18 protein-coding genes and 1 riboswitch are annotated in these 17652 nt (G+C 39.2%); of the genes, 12 read left to right on the top strand and 6 right to left on the bottom strand.

Translation table 11 applies throughout. The features are described 5' to 3' along the window. Nucleotides 1–105 precede the first annotated feature (105 nt). From ATS72_RS07795 to ATS72_RS07775, 5 genes are read left to right on the top strand one after another with little or no spacing between them, the layout of a single operon-like run. Nucleotides 106–615 carry a hypothetical protein gene (locus ATS72_RS07795; RefSeq protein ID WP_058430179.1) on the top strand — a complete coding sequence of 170 codons (510 nt, stop codon included), beginning with the start codon at nucleotides 106–108 and terminating at the stop codon, nucleotides 613–615. Then, the gene (locus tag ATS72_RS07790) at nucleotides 615–1145 is read left to right on the top strand and encodes a hypothetical protein (RefSeq protein WP_058430178.1); all 531 of its coding nucleotides are present in this window, start codon (nucleotides 615–617) and stop codon (nucleotides 1143–1145) included. The genes ATS72_RS07795 and ATS72_RS07790 overlap by 1 nt, the downstream gene beginning before the upstream one ends. 12 nt (nucleotides 1146–1157) lie before the next feature. Beyond that, nucleotides 1158–1676, top strand: a complete 519-nt coding sequence (locus tag ATS72_RS07785) for a hypothetical protein (RefSeq protein WP_425320027.1) — start codon at nucleotides 1158–1160, stop codon at nucleotides 1674–1676. Then, entirely contained in the window at nucleotides 1676–2206 is a 531-nt protein-coding gene (locus ATS72_RS07780) for a hypothetical protein (protein ID WP_058430177.1), read from the top strand. Before ATS72_RS07785 ends, ATS72_RS07780 begins: the two co-directional genes overlap by 1 nt. Next, the gene (locus ATS72_RS07775) at nucleotides 2206–2721 is read left to right on the top strand and encodes a hypothetical protein (protein WP_058430176.1); all 516 of its coding nucleotides are present in this window, start codon (nucleotides 2206–2208) and stop codon (nucleotides 2719–2721) included. Before ATS72_RS07780 ends, ATS72_RS07775 begins: the two co-directional genes overlap by 1 nt. A 59-nt stretch (nucleotides 2722–2780) precedes the next feature. On the opposite strand, the gene coaD is transcribed toward ATS72_RS07775, so the two are convergent. Then, nucleotides 2781–3272, bottom strand: coding sequence for a pantetheine-phosphate adenylyltransferase (coaD, locus tag ATS72_RS07770; RefSeq protein ID WP_006791542.1), 492 nt, complete (start codon nucleotides 3270–3272; stop codon nucleotides 2781–2783). 188 nt (nucleotides 3273–3460) lie between these two features. On the opposite strand from coaD, the gene ATS72_RS07765 reads away from it, so the two are divergent. Both ATS72_RS07765 and thiI read left to right on the top strand, forming a co-directional pair. Beyond that, entirely contained in the window at nucleotides 3461–4114 is a 654-nt protein-coding gene (locus ATS72_RS07765; protein ID WP_006791540.1) for a TetR/AcrR family transcriptional regulator, read from the top strand. Nucleotides 4115–4212: 98 nt separating this feature from the next. Further along, nucleotides 4213–5670 carry a tRNA uracil 4-sulfurtransferase ThiI gene (gene thiI / locus ATS72_RS07760; RefSeq protein ID WP_008129371.1) on the top strand — a complete coding sequence of 486 codons (1458 nt, stop codon included), beginning with the start codon at nucleotides 4213–4215 and terminating at the stop codon, nucleotides 5668–5670. A 38-nt stretch (nucleotides 5671–5708) separates the two neighbouring features. On the opposite strand, the gene ATS72_RS07755 is transcribed toward thiI, so the two are convergent. Beyond that, nucleotides 5709–6611, bottom strand: coding sequence for a ketopantoate reductase family protein (locus ATS72_RS07755; protein WP_058430175.1), 903 nt, complete (start codon nucleotides 6609–6611; stop codon nucleotides 5709–5711). Further along, a complete protein-coding gene (locus ATS72_RS07750) occupies nucleotides 6604–6954 on the bottom strand; it encodes a VanZ family protein (RefSeq protein ID WP_006791537.1) in 351 nt (116 codons plus the stop codon). Before ATS72_RS07750 ends, ATS72_RS07755 begins: the two co-directional genes overlap by 8 nt. Nucleotides 6955–7106: 152 nt before the next feature. On the opposite strand from ATS72_RS07750, the gene ATS72_RS07745 reads away from it, so the two are divergent. Next, complete coding sequence (locus ATS72_RS07745; RefSeq protein WP_006791536.1) at nucleotides 7107–7589, top strand: YajQ family cyclic di-GMP-binding protein; 483 nt, start codon at nucleotides 7107–7109, stop codon at nucleotides 7587–7589. A 177-nt stretch (nucleotides 7590–7766) separates the two neighbouring features. Further along, a riboswitch (cobalamin riboswitch) is annotated at nucleotides 7767–7930 on the top strand. Between the two features lie 33 nt (nucleotides 7931–7963). Then, nucleotides 7964–9790 carry a TonB-dependent receptor domain-containing protein gene (locus ATS72_RS07740; RefSeq protein WP_058430174.1) on the top strand — a complete coding sequence of 609 codons (1827 nt, stop codon included), beginning with the start codon at nucleotides 7964–7966 and terminating at the stop codon, nucleotides 9788–9790. A gap of 45 nt (nucleotides 9791–9835) precedes the next feature. Here ATS72_RS07740 and msrA read toward each other — a convergent pair whose 3' ends face one another. The 3 genes from msrA to ATS72_RS07725 all read right to left on the bottom strand — a co-directional run bounded on the left by msrA (nucleotide 9836) and on the right by ATS72_RS07725 (nucleotide 14609). Further along, entirely contained in the window at nucleotides 9836–10372 is a 537-nt protein-coding gene (gene msrA / locus ATS72_RS07735) for a peptide-methionine (S)-S-oxide reductase MsrA (protein WP_058430173.1), read from the bottom strand. Nucleotides 10373–10454: 82 nt separating this feature from the next. Further along, entirely contained in the window at nucleotides 10455–13553 is a 3099-nt protein-coding gene (locus ATS72_RS07730; protein WP_058430172.1) for an efflux RND transporter permease subunit, read from the bottom strand. 3 nt (nucleotides 13554–13556) lie between these two features. Next, a complete protein-coding gene (locus ATS72_RS07725; RefSeq protein ID WP_058430171.1) occupies nucleotides 13557–14609 on the bottom strand; it encodes an efflux RND transporter periplasmic adaptor subunit in 1053 nt (350 codons plus the stop codon). A 247-nt stretch (nucleotides 14610–14856) separates the two neighbouring features. On the opposite strand from ATS72_RS07725, the gene ATS72_RS07720 reads away from it, so the two are divergent. The 3 genes from ATS72_RS07720 (at nucleotide 14857) to ATS72_RS07710 (ending at nucleotide 17645) form a co-directional block, all read left to right on the top strand. Continuing rightward, nucleotides 14857–15564 (top strand): DUF2982 domain-containing protein, encoded by a 708-nt coding sequence (locus ATS72_RS07720; RefSeq protein WP_058430170.1) that lies wholly within the window; start codon nucleotides 14857–14859, stop codon nucleotides 15562–15564. Nucleotides 15565–15586: 22 nt separating this feature from the next. Further along, a complete protein-coding gene (locus ATS72_RS07715) occupies nucleotides 15587–15919 on the top strand; it encodes a hypothetical protein (protein WP_039037724.1) in 333 nt (110 codons plus the stop codon). 67 nt (nucleotides 15920–15986) lie between these two features. Then, complete coding sequence (locus tag ATS72_RS07710) at nucleotides 15987–17645, top strand: Lcl C-terminal domain-containing protein (protein WP_058430169.1); 1659 nt, start codon at nucleotides 15987–15989, stop codon at nucleotides 17643–17645. Nucleotides 17646–17652: the final 7 nt, after the last annotated feature.

Genomic DNA, 17652 nt, shown 5'->3' with positions numbered 1-17652 from the left:
TAATGACTTTTTTATTCAGCTTGCTTTCAAACATATACAAACCCATCAAATTAAATATGTATTTACCTGTCAGAATGACCTGCTCTTATTACATTATCGATTGTTATGTTAGATGATCTGATGTTAAGTCCTGATGTAAGTTTTTATATTGGGGCATTGGTGCAGTGGGGGTTTTTAATGGCCTTTTTGTACTCATTTGTTTCTAGCATTAATACACCTTACAAAAAGCGTGTTTGGTTATCTTTAGTGATGACTGTTTCATATCTATCAAGCCTTTTTATAGATACTTCTGCAATGCTGTACCTCGATTTTTTTTATTTTGATATAGCCACTATTTTTGCCCTTGTGATACTTAATTTATTTATTAAAGAAAGGCTTATATCCGTTTATTTACTAGCGGGGCTCTCAGTGAATGCCATCCTATTTTTAGGAATGCATTTAGATACCGTGGTTTATAAAAACTACGAACCGTGGCTTTTTACAGTACTTTACTCTTGGCTAGTTAACTTTAACGACTTTGCCATGGTTGCTGTTTTCTTCATTAAAAAAGACTTTTTGGGTTTGGTTAAATTGAAAAATGCTGTGTTGAATCGTAAAACACCGGTGGCTAGGTAATGGGTAGTTTTTTGGAGGACTTATTTTGGAGCCTCGCTGCAATTAGCAATCTCTTAGGTATACCTATTACATGTTTATTTGTCTTTGCATTTTTATATAATCTGTCTACGGCCATCAATAAATCAGACAATAGCCGTACTCAACTGTCATTAATTATGATGGTTTCTTATACGTTGAGTTTGTGCATTGACATGTATACATCATTCCTGTTCCTAAAGTTATTTGCCTTTGATGTGGTCACTATTGCCGTTATTTTTATCTGGCGGTTGTGCTTAGGTAAAGTTATTCCTATTGGTTTTTATTATTTAATAGTAGGGCTGTGTATTAACGCATCGCTTTTTATGGCCATGCATATTGATATGATAGTAAATCCAACACATGAATTTTGGTGGTTGTGGATGCTTTATAGCTTCTCAGCACCTATTGTTGATTTCATAATGGCTCTAGTACTTATTACAAATAAAGATATTTTAGGGTTGGTTAAGTTAAAAAATACTGTACTAAATCATAAAACAAAGCTGGTGAAATAAGGAAAGTGTAGTTTGGTAGACTTTATGTGGAGTCTCGCTGCAATAAGCGAGCTCATAGGTATAATTATTACGTGGTTATTTGTTTTTACTTTTTTATATAACCTTTCTGCAGCGATTAATAAACCTGATAATAGCCGAACTCAACTGTCATTAATTATGATGGTCTCTTATACGTTGAGTTTATACATAGACGCTTATACTCCAGCGCCTTATCTTCAATTATTTGCCTTTGATGTCGTCACCATTGCCGTTATTTTTATTTGGCGGCTGTGCTTAGGTAAATTTATCCCTGTTAGCTTTTATTATTTAATAGTAGGGCTCTGTATTAACGCATCGCTTTTTATGGCCATGCATATAGATAGTATTATAAATCCAAATTGCGGGTATTGGTGGTTGTGGATGGTTTACGGTATCTCAACACTTATTGTTGACTTCATTATGGCTTTAGTACTTATTATCAATAAAGATATTTTAGGCTTGGTTAAATTGAAAAATGTTGTGTTGAATCGAAAAGCACCGGTGGCTAAGTAATGGGTAGTTTTTTGGAAAATGTTTTTTTTAGTCTTGCTGAAATTGGTGAACCGCTTGGTATTTTTATTACGTGGTTATTTGTTTTTACTTTTTTATATAACCTTTCTGCAGCTATAAATAAACCTGATAATAGCCGCACTCAACTGTCATTCATTATGATGATTTCGTATTCGTTGAGTTTGTATATATATGCATATACGCCATCGGTGTATTTGCAATTATTTGCCTTTGATGTCGCTACCGTTATCGTTATTTTTATTTGGCGGAAGTGCTTTGGTAAAATAATTCCGATTAGTTTTTATTATTTAATAGCAGGGCTCACTATAAATGCGACACTTTTTATGGCACTACATATTGAATTAATTGTAAAGCTATATGATGGATATTGGTGGTTATGGGGCGTATACGGGTTAGTGGTACCACTTGTTGATTTAACGATGGCTGTAGTACTTATTACAAATAAAGATATTTTAGGCCTTGTTAAATTTAAAAACAGTGTACTAAATCGTAAAAAACAAGCTGCTGTTTAATGGGGCGCTTTTTGGAAGATTACTTTTGGATGATGGTTTCAATAGCTGAACCTTTTGGTATTTTTATAACGTGGCTATTTGTTTTCACCTTTTTATATAACTTGTCTGCGGCTATTAATAAAATCGATAATAGCCGAACTCAACTCTCATTCATTATGATGGTTTCGTACACTTTGTGTTTATACATAGATATGTATACACCACTTAGGCATTTACAGTTATTTATTTTTGATGCGGTTACAATTGCGGCCATTATTATTTGGCGCTATAGCCTAGGGAGAGTGATCCCTGTTAGCTTTTACTATTTGGTAGGGGGGTTATCTGTTAACGCAACCCTTTTTTTGGCAATGCATGTTGATTTTATAGTAAACCCATATTGCGGTTATTGGTGGCTATGGGGAGTATACGGGTCAGTAATGCCGCTTGTAGATATAACAATGGCTGTCGTACTTGTTACAAATAAAGATTTATTAAAACTGGTGTGGTTAACTAAAAAACTAACCACACGTGCTTAATGTATTATTAGAGGCTCAATACCTCTATATTTTTTGCTTTGGTAAAGCACTCACTAGGCTTAATTAGTATTGCAACCTACTTTTTCTTTGAGTGCTTTTACAATAATAGGGTCTACAAACTCGCTTACATCGCCATGATGACGCGCCACTTCTTTAACTAAAGTAGATGAAATAAAAGAATTTTTTTCAGCCGGTGTTAAAAATACACTTTCAAGATCGGGGTTTAGGCGGCGATTCATGTTTGCTAATTGAAATTCATAATCAAAGTCAGACACCGCTCTTATACCGCGAATCAGTACGTGTGCATTGTGATCGCGCGCTAAATCGGCCAGTAATCCAGAAAAACCAATGACCTTTACGTTATCTAAGTGGCTTAATATTGTGTTTGCTAGCGCCACACGTTCTTCAAGGTTAAAACATGGCTGTTTACTTGGGTTATTAGCAACAGCAACCAAAACAGTGTCAAACATTTTGGCAGCACGTTGTATTAGGTCTGTATGCCCATTAGTAAGTGGATCAAAAGTGCCGGGGTAAATTGCAGTAACGTTCATAAGGTTCACAAATTATAATTTTGTAGCAGTTTAACAGTGTTTACAGAACAAATCAGCCCAGTTGCTAGTGCAGCCATTAGCGGTAATTTTAAGCATTGTTTAGGGCGTGTTTTAATTGTTAATTTTGTTTATACTGCCTATCCAAATTTGAGTGTAATGTAGCCAATAGACTATTTGAGTATTAGCATATGAATACCAAGGAAAAAATAATACACACCAGTATTTCGTTGTTTAATGAAAATGGTGAGCGTGCAATCACAACGAACCATATTGCATCGAGTTTAGGGATGAGTCCGGGTAATCTTTATTATCACTTTAAAAATAAAGAAGACATTATTCGCCATATTTTTGCGCTTTACCGTGATCACTTAAGTACACACTTTAAGCCTATTGATAAAGATGACGATGCATTTAGTCATTTAACTGCTTATCTCGACTCGCTATTTGAACTTATGTGGCGTTTTCACTTTTTTTACGACAACCTTGGCGATATCCTCTCTAGAGATACCGACTTAAAACAAGCGTATATTGATTTTCAGCTTGAGTTATTAGAGCAAGTTCGTAACGTTATTTTGGGATTGCGTGATAAAGGCATGATTGCCATTGACGAACAAGACGTGACCGAATTAGCACACACACTTAAACTCACTGTTAGCTTTTGGACACCTTATATAAAAGCACGAAGACCCAGTGGTTCGTTGGCTGAGCAAGATATTTATTATGGTATTTTAAAAGTATTGGCTTTATTTAGGGCCTACAGCACAGAAAAAAGCAGTGTACAGATGAACCAACTTCGCGAAAAGTACACGGCACTTGCACAGCAAGCACCGGCAGTAGCATAACGCCTAATTTATTGGCTGTTTCCTAGACGTTAAAATTTTTGCTATAATCGCGCGCCAAATGCCTGGGAGCGCGAATTCCCGCAGTCTAAGAGTGAACTATGCTTAAATTTATCGTCAAACTACACCCCGAAATAGCTATTAAAAGCCGCTCGGTTCGTAAACGCTTTACTAAAGTGTTAGAAAATAACATTAAAATTGTATTGCGTCGTATTGACGAAAAAGTACAAGTAAGAAACAACTGGGATAACATTTCAGTTGTCACCAAATTAACTGACGCGCAAACTCGGTTAGACTTTATTGATGGTTTGCAACGCATTCCAGGTATAGTGCAATTTATTGAAGTGACCGAAGTCGAATTTAGTACGTTGGACGAAATTTATCAAAAAACCTTTGAGTTAATTGGCCACACAATTGCGGGTAAAACATTTTGTGTACGTGCAAAACGTATAGGCCAACACGACTTTACCTCAACTGATTTAGAGCGTTACGTTGGTGGTGGTTTAAACCAACACGTTGAAGGTGCCCGCGTAAAACTTAGCCGCCCAGAGGTGACTATTCGTCTAGAAGTAAAAGATGACAAAGCCTACATTGTAACTCAAACACATTTGGGTATGGCGGGTTTCCCTTTGCCAACTCAAGAAGATGTGCTGTCGTTAATGTCGGGTGGGTTTGACTCAGGTGTTGCTAGCTACCAAATGATACGAAAAGGCGCGCGTACGCACTTTTTGTTCTTTAATTTAGGTGGCGCTGCCCACGAAATTGGCGTTAAACAAGCGAGTTACTTTTTATGGAAAAAATACAGCTCTACTCATAAAGTAAAATTTATTACGGTCGACTTTGAACCTGTTGTTGCCGAAATTTTAGAAAACGTTGAGAACAGCCAAATGGGCGTTGTACTCAAGCGTATGATGATGCGTGCCGGTAGCGCAGTGGCCGAAAAGCTAAATATTCAAGCGCTTGTAACGGGTGAAAGTATTGGGCAGGTGTCTAGCCAAACGTTGGCTAATTTAAGTGTGATTGACCGCGTAACCGAAACCCTTATTTTACGCCCGCTAATTCAGCATGATAAGCAAGAGATTATAAACATTGCGCGCCAAATCGGTACCGCTGAAATGGCCGAAACGATGCCAGAATACTGTGGTGTTATATCTAAAAAGCCAACGGTAAAAGCAAAAATAGACGTGATTAAAGGCGAAGAAGAAAAGTTCGACTTTGATGTACTTGATACCGTTATAGATAACGCGCGTGTTATGGATGTTCGTGATATCGACGTAGAAGCTAAGCAAGAGCTTAAAGAGGCAGAATCGGTTGCCGATTTACCGCCAGGTTCAGTTGTTGTTGATATTCGCTCTCCAGAAGAAGAAGACGCGGCGCCGCTTGAGATTGAAGGTATTGAAGTAATCCACCTACCGTTTTTCCGCTTAGCTACAAAGTTTGGCGACCTACCAAAAGATAAAGACTACTACCTATATTGTGATAGAGGTGTAATGAGCCAGTTACAAGCGCTTATTTTACACGAGCAAGGCTTTACAACTGTAAAAGTGTATCGTCCTTAAAGGGTAAGTAAATACGTTAATAGTTTATAAAGCGTGGTTTAAAACACGCTTTTTTTTGCCTGAATTTTAGCAAGTAACTCATTATTAGTTGGGGTTTTGATGTTGTAACGTTTGCCTTGCTCGCTAATATACCCACAAATAGCCATTATTTCTGTTGGCCTGTTATTAGCAATATCTTGCTGCATTGAAGAATAATTTTCAGCGGTATGCGACATTACGGTGTAAGCGTTATTTAACGCATCAGCTAAAGCAATATTCAACCCTTTTGCGTTAGCAACCCTGCAGCCCTCATAGAGTAAACTCATTATCGTTGCGCTAAATACAGGGGCACGCAATTGGCCGTTTTTTATATTGTGAAGTGCAGTTAGTGGGTTAATAGCCACATTGACCAACAGCTTTTCAAAGCGAAGTTGCTCAATGTTATTGACCATTTTTAAATTAGGAATTGCTTGAAGTAGTGGTGATATAAATTGTGGATTTTTAGCTGCAAGTTTATTACAGCCACCAATCACGCTTTGCCCTTCACCTGTATGTTGCACAATGTACTGGGTAGACTTAAATCCGGCCATGCTGGTGGTTAAAAAGTATAGTGCTTGCTGAGTGTTCAGCTGAGGAATAAGCTCTTCAATATTTCCCATTCCATTATGAGAAACGACTAATATTGAATTTGCAGCAAGATAAGGTTTTACTTGTGAAAATGCATCTTGAACCTGAAAAGCTTTAACTGTAAAAATAACAACATCATAACTAGGTTGTTGCGCCAGATCGCTTAAATTAATAAAGCGTGCATTAATGTTATCTGACGGAGCGTTTTTACGGCTATAAAAACGCGTATTGCAGGTTGGTTTGCGTGTTAAAACATGAACATTATTTTTGTGACTTAAAAAGTGGCTTAGTAACAAGCCAATAGCGCCATCGCCTACAATTAAAATATTAGTCATAGGGATTCTTTTTTCGAGGTGTAAAAATAACTCTTAGTAAAAAGTAACTAGCAGCACCAGCAAAATCAGCTATAAAATCGCCAATAGAGGCCTGCCTGTAGGGGAGTGCGTCTTGCATTATTTCAATTGATGCGCCGTAACCGGCCAATAACAAAATTTGTGCGTACAAAGGAAGCTTAAACGCTTTATCCATAATAATAGCAAGCACAAAAAAAATCCCAAAATGGGCTACTTTATCAATGTGTGGAAATAGGTTAGCTGCGCCTTTTATTTCTTTGGCAAATAAAAAAGTAAACGCTACGATGCTGAGCAAAAAAACAGCTTGGTAAACACGCCTTGTCACGTAAAATCCTAGAGTCGCTTAAAAAAGAAGCTTAAGTATATCAAACTAAATTAGTATCGCACCTGAACAAGATGCAGAAAAATGTAAAGATTTATAATTTTAGCGTTATAATTGCGCCATAAAATTAAGATTGAATAGTTAGGAGAAAACCAATGCCTTCATTTGATATTGTATCTGAAGTAGAAATGAACGAAGCACAAAATGCGGTAGATAATGCAAACCGTGAACTTGAGACTCGCTTTGACTTTAGAGGTGTTGATGCATCTATTGAGCTAAACGACAAAACAATTAAGCTAAAAGCTGAAGCTGATTCACAGGTTATGCAATTGTTTGATATTTTAGCGGGTAAAGTTTCTAAGCGTGGTATGGATGTAGCGAGCTTAGAGTTGCAAGATATTAGCCGTGCAGGTAAAAATGTTTTTCGTAACGTTGCGCTAAAGCAAGGTATTGAAAAAGATGTGGCTAAAAAAGTAGTAAAAGCCATTAAAGATTCTAAAGTAAAAGTGCAAGCGGCTATTCAAGGCGAGGAAGTACGCGTAACGGGTAAAAAGCGTGATGACTTACAAGCTGCTATGCAAGTGGTGCGTACTGCCGATTTAGGTCAGCCATTTCAGTTTAAAAACTTCCGCGATTAATTATAAAAGCCTTTTTGGGCGCTTTATAAATAAAAAGCCAAATAGCCGCGCAGGTTATTTGGCTTTTTTTATAAACGCTACATAGTTTTTGTTTTTAATTGATTCGCTTTTTAGCTGTATAGACGTCCGTTGACATTTTTTATTAAACTCCTCACAATAGCGGCCTATTTTCAAGGTGCTTATTAATCTTTTCAACGGTTTGATTTTTTTAATAAGATAATCGGGAAGTTGGTGCGTTTTCATGATGACTACAATCCCAACACTGCCCCCGCAACGGTAAAGTAATGCATAAAGCTATGTACTTACTGAGTCCGGAGACCGGCCTTGATGTAATCTTACTTAGTTCTTTGCGGTGGGCAAAGAAGGGGAACTTCATGTTAAAAAAAACAACTCTTGGCGTTGCAATTACTGCTGCGCTGTCACTATCTGTATCTGCTGAAGAGCAATCAATCGAAACCATTACGGTAACCGCTAATAAGTTTGAACAATCAATTACTGATGTATTAGCGAGTGTAAATGTTATAACTCGTAATGACATTGAAACCAGTAATGTTCGCGACTTACCAACGCTACTAACCACTCAAGTTGGGTTTCAGGTCAACCCTAACGGCGGTTTTGGTCAAAATGCCGGTGTTTCATTGCGCGGTACAGGGTCAGGTGATACGCTCATTTTAATAGACGGTGTACGCACCGGTTCGGCAACGCTTGGTCAAAAAGCATTAAGTAATGTGCCATTAAATAGTATTGAACGCATAGAAATAATTAAAGGTTCACGTGCAGCTATTTATGGCTCTGATGCGTTAGCAGGTGTTATTAATATTATTACTCGGGAGTCAGATAACCTTTCGGTCAGTGCTACGTTTGGATCTGACGCGTACCAAGACTACCAGATTGCTGGCTCTGTAAAAGCAGGCGATGTAACAACGGCTTTTAATGCAGGGTTTGAAAAGACGGACAACTTTGATGTACTTCAAGGTGCAGCACCCGATGAAGACGGTTTTGAAAACAAAAACCTTGGCTTTAAAGTAAACTATACCGACACACATTTCGGTAACTTTAAGTTACTAGGGCAATACAGCGAAGGCTTTGCTGATTACGACAGCCGCTTTAGTCCTGCCGATAGCACGATTGAGCGAGGGGATTTTAAAAATTACCAGCTTTCGGCTGGTTGGAATAAAGACTATAAAAATCAAAATCACAGCCTTGATATAGCATTTGCAACGGATGACTCAGACAATCGTTATGTTGATTTTTCTCAAGGGCCAACAACAAGTACGTTTGTTACTAAGCGCTCACAAATTGACTACAACGGCCAATACCGCTTAAACGACACGTTAAACATTAGTGGTGGTATTAATTGGTACAATGATGACGTATCACAAAGCTCAACCACGTTTGAAGTGCAAGAGCGCGATGTATTAGCTGTATTTGTTGGCGCATATTACGATGCGGATGAGTTGCTTGCCAATTTAACTGTTCGTCAAGATGACGATGAGCAATTTGGTAATGAAACAACGTACACAGCGGCAGCTGGCTATCACTTATCTGAAGACGCAACATTTAGAATAAGCCAAAGCACGGGCTTTAAAGCGCCAACATTTAATGATTTGTACTTTCCTCTTTACGGCAATGCCAATCTTCAACCTGAAACGTCAGTGAATCGTGAGCTTGGCTTAAACGTCGACTTTGATACTGTACGTGTCGATGTCGCCATTTTTAGAAATGAAATTGAAGATAAAATTGATTATGACGCTAATTTTGCACTCACCAATATTAATGAGGCTCAATATGAAGGTGTTGAATTTAGTTTAGCCAATCAAATTTTTGGTTTTGATAGTAATGTGAATTTTGCTTACCTAAGTGCCGAAGATAAAGAAACAGGCGAAGCGCTTAGAAACGTTGCCAAACGAACCTTTAATTGGGAGCTTGCAAAACAGTTTGGTGCATTTGATACAAGCATAGAAATGCAATATCGCGGTGAGCGAGCAGGGGCGGTTTCGCAATTGGGTTCGTATACGCTTTGGAATTTAGCAGGCAATTACCAAGTAAATGATGAGGTTACGGTGTCGCTTCGTATAGAAAACGTATTCGATAAGGAATACAACGCAGTTGATTCTAACGCTGATTTTACAACAGCGCAGGTGTATTACTACAACACGCCAGAGCGCCGCTTTTTTGCTGGCATAGATTACCAGTTTTAAATAATCTAAATAAAAAGCCCGGTTTTACCGGGCTTTTTTGTGTTTTTACTCAGCTAAAAACTCTTTAAATACGGTTTCAAACTTATGTAATTTTGGTGCGATTAACATACTGCAATAACCCTGTTGTGGGTTTTCGTTGTAGTAATCTTGATGATAGTGCTCAGCAGGGTAGTAAGTTGTCACCGGGCTGACTTCGGTAACAATAGGCTCACTAACATGGGTTTGTAGCTGTTCAATCATAGTGTTAGTAAGCGCAAGTTGTTCCTCATTATGGTAATAAACAACACTTCGGTATTGTGTGCCAATATCGTTACCTTGGCGATTTAATTGCGTAGCATCGTGCAGTGTAAAAAACATCGCGAGCAATGTTTCAAAGCTTACAATAGTGCTATCAAATTCAACTTTTACTACTTCGGCATGGCCCGTTGTACCACTGCATACTGATTTGTATGTTGGATTGTCAGTATTGCCACCGGTATAACCCGAGCTTACATCAGACACGCCATTTACACGCCTAAATGCTGCGTCAATACACCAAAAACAGCCACCACCAAAGGTTGCTACTTGCGTTGTTGAACTCATAATTATTCCTAATATTTGACAAAGGTCACGCAAAGCATAAAGCTTAGCGCCATAACAACAAGGTTACGACGCGTTAGCTTGCTTAGATCTCTTCAAGCGGTTTTTCGGCTGCTTGTTTATTAAGTTTTTGTTGTAAATATTCAGGCGATTGTGTGTTACGAGCAAGCGCATAATACGCAGCTGGCACAACAAATAAAGTAAGTAGCGTTGAAACAATAACCCCGGTAAATACCACAACACCAATTACCATACGGCTTTCAGCGCCAGGGCCTGATGCTAATACCAATGGCACTGAGCTCATAACCGTTGTTAGCGATGTCATTATTATTGGGCGTAAACGTTGTGTAGCCGCTTGTAATATTGCTTCGCTAAATTCTACACCTTTGTCGCGTAATTGGTTGGTAAATTCAACAATGAGTATCCCGTTTTTAGCGCTTAACCCTATGAGCATAACAATACCAATTTGGCTGTAAATATTAAGCGTCAGTCCGGTAGACCAAAGACCAAACATCGCGCCCATTAAACCAAGCGGTACTGTTAGCATAATTACAAATGGGTGCATAAAGCTTTCAAATTGTGCTGCCAATACCAAAAAGGTAACTGTTAGCGCTAATACAAATACGTAGGTCATTGCTGATGCGCCTTCGTAATAAAGCTGAGATTCACCTTTGTAGTCTATTGCGCCGTCAATATCATTTTCTTCTGCGGCAACATTGTTTAAAAAGTTAAGTGCTTGTTCGAGTGTGTAACCATCGGCTAAGTTTGCGCTTAAGGTTATTGAGCGCATACGGTTGTAACGGTTTAAGCGTGAGGCCGTTGCCTCTTCTTTTAAGCTAATTAGGCTGTCTAGCGGAACAAGCTCACCACTGCGTGATTTAAGGTATATATTTGAAATATCGGTCGGGTTATTAAAGTCTTCTTTTGTACCTTTCAAAATGACATCGTATTCTTCACCTCTATCTATAAAGGTTGTCACACGACGCTGACCCAGCATGGTTTCGAGTGTACGACCAACGTCAGACACAGACACCCCTAAATCGGCCGCTTTATTTTTATCAATGCTTACTAAAAACTGTGGGAATGTTTCTTTGTAATCATGATCGATTCTAACAAGGCCTGGGTTTTGTTCTGCACGTTTAATAATGCGGTCACGCCAATCGGCAAGCTGAGCATAATCATTACCTTGTAGAACAAATTCAATAGGGCGAGATGAACCGCCACCGCCAATACCTCGGCGCATAATAGCAAACGCACGTACATCGGTGACTTCGCGCATTTTGCCACTAATTTCATCCATTACCTCCCATGTAGAGCGCTTGCGTTTGTCCCAATCAGCCATACCAACAATAGCAACACCGCCGCTACCGCCCCAGCCAGGAACACGAACAAGCACACGGCTTAGCTCGCCAGACTCAGAGTAAGGCATAAGGCGTTCTTCAATTTTTGCCATATTGGCGGCATTATTTTCGTAGCTAGCACCCTCAGGTCCGCTCATCATAATAAAAAAGGTGCCGCGGTCTTCTTTAGGTGTTAGCTCTGATGGCACTTGCAGTAACAGTGAATAACTCACAAAACCCGCTAAAACTAAGCTGACTAACAAGCCCCATTTTTTGGTCATATTTGTTGAAAGTGAATTACGGTAACTGCGCTCTAATTTAGTAAACTGGCGGTCCATCCATTGGCTGATTTTATTAGGCTTGTCGGCGCTTTTTAGAACTTTTGAACACAATGCTGGTGCAAGCGTAAGCGCGGTCACACTTGAGAAAAAAACCGCTGCGCTTACAGCCATTGCAAATTCGGTGAATAACGCGCCTATTCGGCCATCCATAAATACTAAAGGAACAAATACCGAAATAAGCACAAGTGTAGTTGCTACAATTGCAAAGCCAACTTCTCGTGCGCCTCTATATGCAGCAAGTAATGGTGGTTCGCCAAGCTCTATGCGGCGGTGAATGTTTTCAAGCATTACAATAGCGTCATCAACAACCAAACCAATGGCAAGTACTAACGCAAGTAGTGTTAGCAAGTTGATTGAATACCCCATAGCGAGCAAAAACATAAAGCTACCTACCAAAGCTACCGGTACGGTAACAGCTGGAATAAGCGTTGCACGAATGTTGCCTAAAAACAAAAATATCACTAAAACAACTAAGCCCATTGAAATGGCAAGCGTGCTATATACTTCGCTAATCGATTCTTTAATGAATACAGACGAGTCGTAACTGTCTTGAATTGTTGTGCCTTCAGGTAGGTTTCGTTTGATTTTTTCAAGCTCACTACGTGCGTTGTCTACCACGGTTAATGTGTTTGCTTTAGCTTGTTTTACAATACCCAGGCCAATCATGTTGCGGCCGTTACCACGGAATAAACTTTCGTCGTCGGCGGCCTCTAGTTGAACATCGGCTACTTCGCCAAGGCGAACTAAATAGCCATCTTCACCGCGTTTAATAACTAAATTTTTAAAGTCGCGCTGATCTTTGTAGCTTCGGGCCGTACGAACCGTAAAGTCGCGATCAATTGATTCAATTTCACCAGCAGGTAACTCAACATTTTCTGTGCGCAGAGTGTTTTCTATGTCGCTTGAAGTTATGCCGCGCGCAGCCATTGCTTGGCGGTTTAGCCAAATTTTCATAGCGTATTGACGCTCGCCGCCAATTCGCACATTAGATACGCCATCCACAACGGCTAAGCGGTCAACAATAAAGCGCTGTGCATAATCAGAAAGCTGTAATGAGTCCATGGTTTCACTATTAAGTACAAACCATGCAATAGGGCTTTCATCACTGTTTGATTTAGATACCTCAGGCGGACGAACTTGCTCAGGTAGGCTGTCGAGTGCACGTGCAACACGTTCACGTACATCGTTAGATGCTGCATCTATATCGCGGCTAATATTAAATTCAATAGTAATGTTTGAGCGACCATTACGGCTCGACGAATTAATACTTTTAATACCCTCAATACCCGATATACGGTTTTCGATAACTTGGGTTATTTTAGTTTCGATTATCTCCGCTGATGCCCCGGTATATGAGGTGCTAATATTTACAATCGGAGTTTCAATGTCAGGGTATTCGCGTAGCGGTAACATGCTAAATGCTACTAAACCAAAGGTTAGTAGCAATAAGTTAATTACAATCGCAAAAACGGGGCGTTTAACGCTAGTGTCGGTAATTTTCACGTATTACCCCTTAACGCTAACTTTACTGCCCGAGCGAATTTTAATCAGCCCTTCAGTAATAATTTGCTGGCCATCGGTTAAGCCTTCATCAATAGCTACCCAACCGTTATTTCTGCTTGCAACATGTACTTCTATTTTGTTGGCTACGCCATCTGTAATTTTAAACACGTAGTGTTTATCTTGCAGTGGTATAACGGCTTTTTCTGGCACCATAAGTGCTTGGCTTGTACTTAACTCAAGTGCGGTATTTAGGAGCATGCCAGGGCGTAATAAGCCAGACTTATTGGCAAAACTAGCGGTTACTTCAATGCTGCGTGTAACGGCGTCGATTCGCGAACTAATATGCGTGACTTTGCCTGTAAATGTTTGGCCAGGGTAAGCGTCGTTTTGCGTTAATACTTTCATGCCAATGACTAGTTGCGCTAAATATTTTTCAGGAACTTTAAAGTCTACTTTTATAATACTAATATCATCAAGGGTAGTGAGTATGGTTGCATTATTAACATAAGCGCCTACAGATATTTCGCGTTTTCCTAATAAACCTGAAAAAGGTGCACGAATGGTCATTTCGCTTAGCGTTGTTTTAGCACTTTCTAATTGTGACTTGGTTGCGTCTACAACAGATAACTGCTCTTCTAAAAGCGATTTAGCTGTAGACTGTGTACGTGAAAGTTCTGTAAGGCGGTTAAGCTGACGCTTTTCTTCTTGTAAATTGATACTGAGTTCTTCAACGGCCAATTCTTCTTGTCTGCTTTGCAGTTGCACAAGTTTTTGACCTTTACTCACTAAGTCACCATCTTTGAAAAATATGTCGGTAACGTAGTCGTTTTGTGCGCTTTTGATATAAATAGCTTGATTTGCGCGTGCGCTACCAATTGCTTCTATCATTACAGCGTTTTCTTGCGAAGTTACTGTATGTGCAGAAACCTGTGTAGACATGTTAGAAAAATTAGCTTGTTCGCCATGGCTAGAGGGTAAGTATAAATAAACACTAAATATTAAAAGTAGTGTAATAATGAATGGAAAAAGAGCTTTGCCTGATTGTCTAGAGTACATCGTTTTCATACCTGAAAATTAATTATAAGTATTGTACGAAATAAGACCGGATAAAGTCTGTTATGTGTCTCATAATTTTGTGCGTTAAGCGTAAAAATAAGTAATATTAAATATGTGTACCGGTTTTTGTTTAATTAAAGCGATAAATATATGAATTTTAAAACATCTTGCAAGGCCTGTATGACAGCCAGGAAAGTGATTTTATGGGCTATTATTATGTTTATATTTTATATGGTTTTTTATCAATATGGATAAACATACTAAAAAGCGTATTAATTACCGTGCGAAAGGTGCACGCAATGGTATTGAAATATTGATAGTAGGCGCTATTGGCTTAGTATTTATTATGGCATTTAATTTACTAAGATCAGGCACTATTAGCATTGTTGAAATTTTTTTAGTCAGTGCCTGCATTGGGGCAATTTTTGTGGGTTTTTTAAAAACCCAAGAACCTTATTACAGCTTAATTTTGAGCGAGTCTGCTATTGAATATAGGCATAAATATGGGGGCTGGTGTTTATCTCATAAAAACTTTCATTCTTGCGGTGTTCCAAAAGTAGAAAAAGGCTTTGAGTACTTAGAGCTAAACGCGGTTGGGCTAAAACTAAATGATATTGATGAGTTTTTAATGAGTATAACCCCTAGAATTGCGGGTAAATTACTTATAGAACAACGACATTTTTTTATGCAGGTTGTTCAAAATCATTGCAAAAATGGCAATTGCCCATCAGAATGGTTAGTAGAAGATACACAACATCGATCTGCGCGCGGAATTAGCTATAATGGTTTAATAGCAATGTTTGCAAACAGAACTAAGCACCTCAAGCTGCTAACAGGGTATGATTTATTACTACCTGCCAGTGTACTAGATACAGATATTTGGGCTTTTAGCGCTAATTTAAATAAGTGGAAGCGCGAGCCACATCAGTTTATAGCGTCGCAGCTTAAAGATTAAGCTGCGACTGTAGGAAAAGACAATGAGCCAAGAAAGAGCCTTTTTAAAAAGTGGTCGTAATACCATAATACATAAAGACAAAAAACTTGATTTAGTGATTGTTAACGCTGAAAATCAGCCACGAATTAAAGTGACTCAAAACGGATTAGAGCCGTTTAAAGAGGAGCTACCAAAAAATAGACGCGACGCAAAAGACCGTTACCTAGAAATGGTATATATAAGCAGCGCTGAAGTATTTGGTGAAGAAAAACAGTTAGTATTTATTCAGTCGTTAGATGGTCGTGAATATAAAGTTGATTACAGCAAAGTTGGCACTAAATTGTTCGTTCGTATCCATCAAGACGCCTACATGTAAGCTTTAGTGGCACCTTTTTTGCTTGTGATTACCTCATGGTAATTATTTGACACACAAGGTGCTACGAATGAAAGCGTTAGCGTTAATCCCTCTTTTTTCCTGCATTTTTATTACAGCATGCGGCGGTGGCGGCGGCGGTGGTGACAGTACCACAAATATTGAATCCTCTGTGAATGCTGGTCCGGACATACAAGTAATCGAAAAAATTGATTTTACAATTACCGCCCAAGGCTCACCTGCTGACGGTACATTTACGTGGCAGCAAGTAAGCGGGCCAAGTATAGACGGCTTTCCACTTGAAGGCGCAGAGCAAACACTTACGGCACCGGATGTTAAAGCAGACAGTGAAATTGTACTAAGGGTCAGCTATCAAAGCACTGGCAATAGCACAGTAAGTGACGACGTTTTAATTTCGGTTAGCTCTAATAATCAGCTCCCTATTGCTGTAATAACACAAACAGCACCAGATACACTCCCTTCTGTATACCAAGATACCATTATACTGAGCGGCGTTGATTCCAGTGATCCGGATGAAAATGGGATGGTTAATAGCTATTTTTGGGAACTTATATCAGGCCCTGACTTAGATATTTCCAGTTTTGATGATTCAACATTAAGCTTTACTCACCCTTTATTAGAAGCAAACACGACATTGCTTTGGCGTTTAACGGTTACAGACGATGAGGGTGGCGAAGCCAGTACTCAGTTCACGATGAGCCTTAATAAAACCAATGAATTAGTTGCGGCAAATGCAGGGGATGATCAAAATGTTGAAGAATTTGACGAGGTAACATTAGATGCAAGTAATAGCGAAACAGTAACTGATACATATCAGTGTGAATGGCAACAATTAACTGGGAATGCCGAAACACTCAGCAATAGCAAACAGTGTGTATCTAGCTTTTTTGCCTCCGATGTGGACACCAATACCACGCTTAGCTTTGAAGTAACAGTTACCGATTCGAAAGGACGAACCGATACAGATACTGTGTTTATTGATATAACGCCAAAGGCGCTTGGTCTGATAAACGATAGTGGTATGGGAGAATGTTACAACAATACGCAGCGCATAAATTGTGGCAGTGATGACTTTCCTGAGCAAGACGCAGAGCTCGGTCGAGATAGCTTTGCTAACCGCATAGATAAAGCAGGCATAGGTAATCTCGCGTTTGATTATACAAAGCTTAATCAGTTTGCCGACGAGGTGGATGACTCAAGTGAAGACTTTAGCTGTATTCGTGACAACGTCACAGGGCTTGTTTGGGAAGTTAAATCACCGTCGTCTGGTTCTTTACCAAACACAACGTTACGGGGTGCACAAAACAGCTATTATTGGGACATTGGCGACACAACTACCGATGCAGACAGTTCAGCAAATACAACATGCCCTAACGACACAAGCTGTGGCCTACAAACCTATATAAATGAAGTTAATGCTATCGATTTTTGTGGGGGAACAAATTGGCGAGTACCCACGTATACAGAGCTTTTGGGGTTAATTGATTATGGGAAACAAGGGCAAAGCGTTTTAATTGACTTAGCTTTCTTTCCAAATATGCCAGAAGCGGGTGCTATCGATAATGTTAATTTACCTTATTGGACATCTCAAACTGCAGCAGATGGCACCAGTTTATCGCAAGCTTATATTATTGATATGAGCAATGGTAATGACCTTGCCTATCCAAAAGAGAACAACGCATATGTTCGTTTAGTCAGAAGCCGATAGGAGAGTG

It is taken from the genome of Pseudoalteromonas sp. 13-15, from assembly GCF_001468205.2.
In the GTDB taxonomy this organism is placed as follows: Bacteria; Pseudomonadota; Gammaproteobacteria; order Enterobacterales; family Alteromonadaceae; genus Pseudoalteromonas; species Pseudoalteromonas marina.
The sequence above is the reverse complement of the archived record's forward strand: the minus strand, read 5'-3'. Positions and strand labels throughout refer to the sequence as shown.

What these genes read in the sequence shown, in the direction of transcription:
- ATS72_RS07795 (WP_058430179.1), top strand. Translation starts at nt 106, where the DNA reads ATGTTAGATGATCTGATGTTAAGTCCTGATGTAAGTTTTTATATTGGG.
- ATS72_RS07790 (WP_058430178.1), top strand. Translation starts at nt 615, where the DNA reads ATGGGTAGTTTTTTGGAGGACTTATTTTGGAGCCTCGCTGCAATTAGC.
- ATS72_RS07780 (WP_058430177.1), top strand. Translation starts at nt 1,676, where the DNA reads ATGGGTAGTTTTTTGGAAAATGTTTTTTTTAGTCTTGCTGAAATTGGT.
- ATS72_RS07775 (WP_058430176.1), top strand. Translation starts at nt 2,206, where the DNA reads ATGGGGCGCTTTTTGGAAGATTACTTTTGGATGATGGTTTCAATAGCT.
- coaD (WP_006791542.1), bottom strand. Translation starts at nt 3,272, where the DNA reads ATGAACGTTACTGCAATTTACCCCGGCACTTTTGATCCACTTACTAAT.
- ATS72_RS07765 (WP_006791540.1), top strand. Translation starts at nt 3,461, where the DNA reads ATGAATACCAAGGAAAAAATAATACACACCAGTATTTCGTTGTTTAAT.
- thiI (WP_008129371.1), top strand. Translation starts at nt 4,213, where the DNA reads ATGCTTAAATTTATCGTCAAACTACACCCCGAAATAGCTATTAAAAGC.
- ATS72_RS07755 (WP_058430175.1), bottom strand. Translation starts at nt 6,611, where the DNA reads ATGACTAATATTTTAATTGTAGGCGATGGCGCTATTGGCTTGTTACTA.
- ATS72_RS07745 (WP_006791536.1), top strand. Translation starts at nt 7,107, where the DNA reads ATGCCTTCATTTGATATTGTATCTGAAGTAGAAATGAACGAAGCACAA.
- ATS72_RS07740 (WP_058430174.1), top strand. Translation starts at nt 7,964, where the DNA reads ATGTTAAAAAAAACAACTCTTGGCGTTGCAATTACTGCTGCGCTGTCA.
- msrA (WP_058430173.1), bottom strand. Translation starts at nt 10,372, where the DNA reads ATGAGTTCAACAACGCAAGTAGCAACCTTTGGTGGTGGCTGTTTTTGG.
- ATS72_RS07725 (WP_058430171.1), bottom strand. Translation starts at nt 14,609, where the DNA reads ATGTACTCTAGACAATCAGGCAAAGCTCTTTTTCCATTCATTATTACA.
- ATS72_RS07720 (WP_058430170.1), top strand. Translation starts at nt 14,857, where the DNA reads ATGGATAAACATACTAAAAAGCGTATTAATTACCGTGCGAAAGGTGCA.
- ATS72_RS07715 (WP_039037724.1), top strand. Translation starts at nt 15,587, where the DNA reads ATGAGCCAAGAAAGAGCCTTTTTAAAAAGTGGTCGTAATACCATAATA.
- ATS72_RS07710 (WP_058430169.1), top strand. Translation starts at nt 15,987, where the DNA reads ATGAAAGCGTTAGCGTTAATCCCTCTTTTTTCCTGCATTTTTATTACA.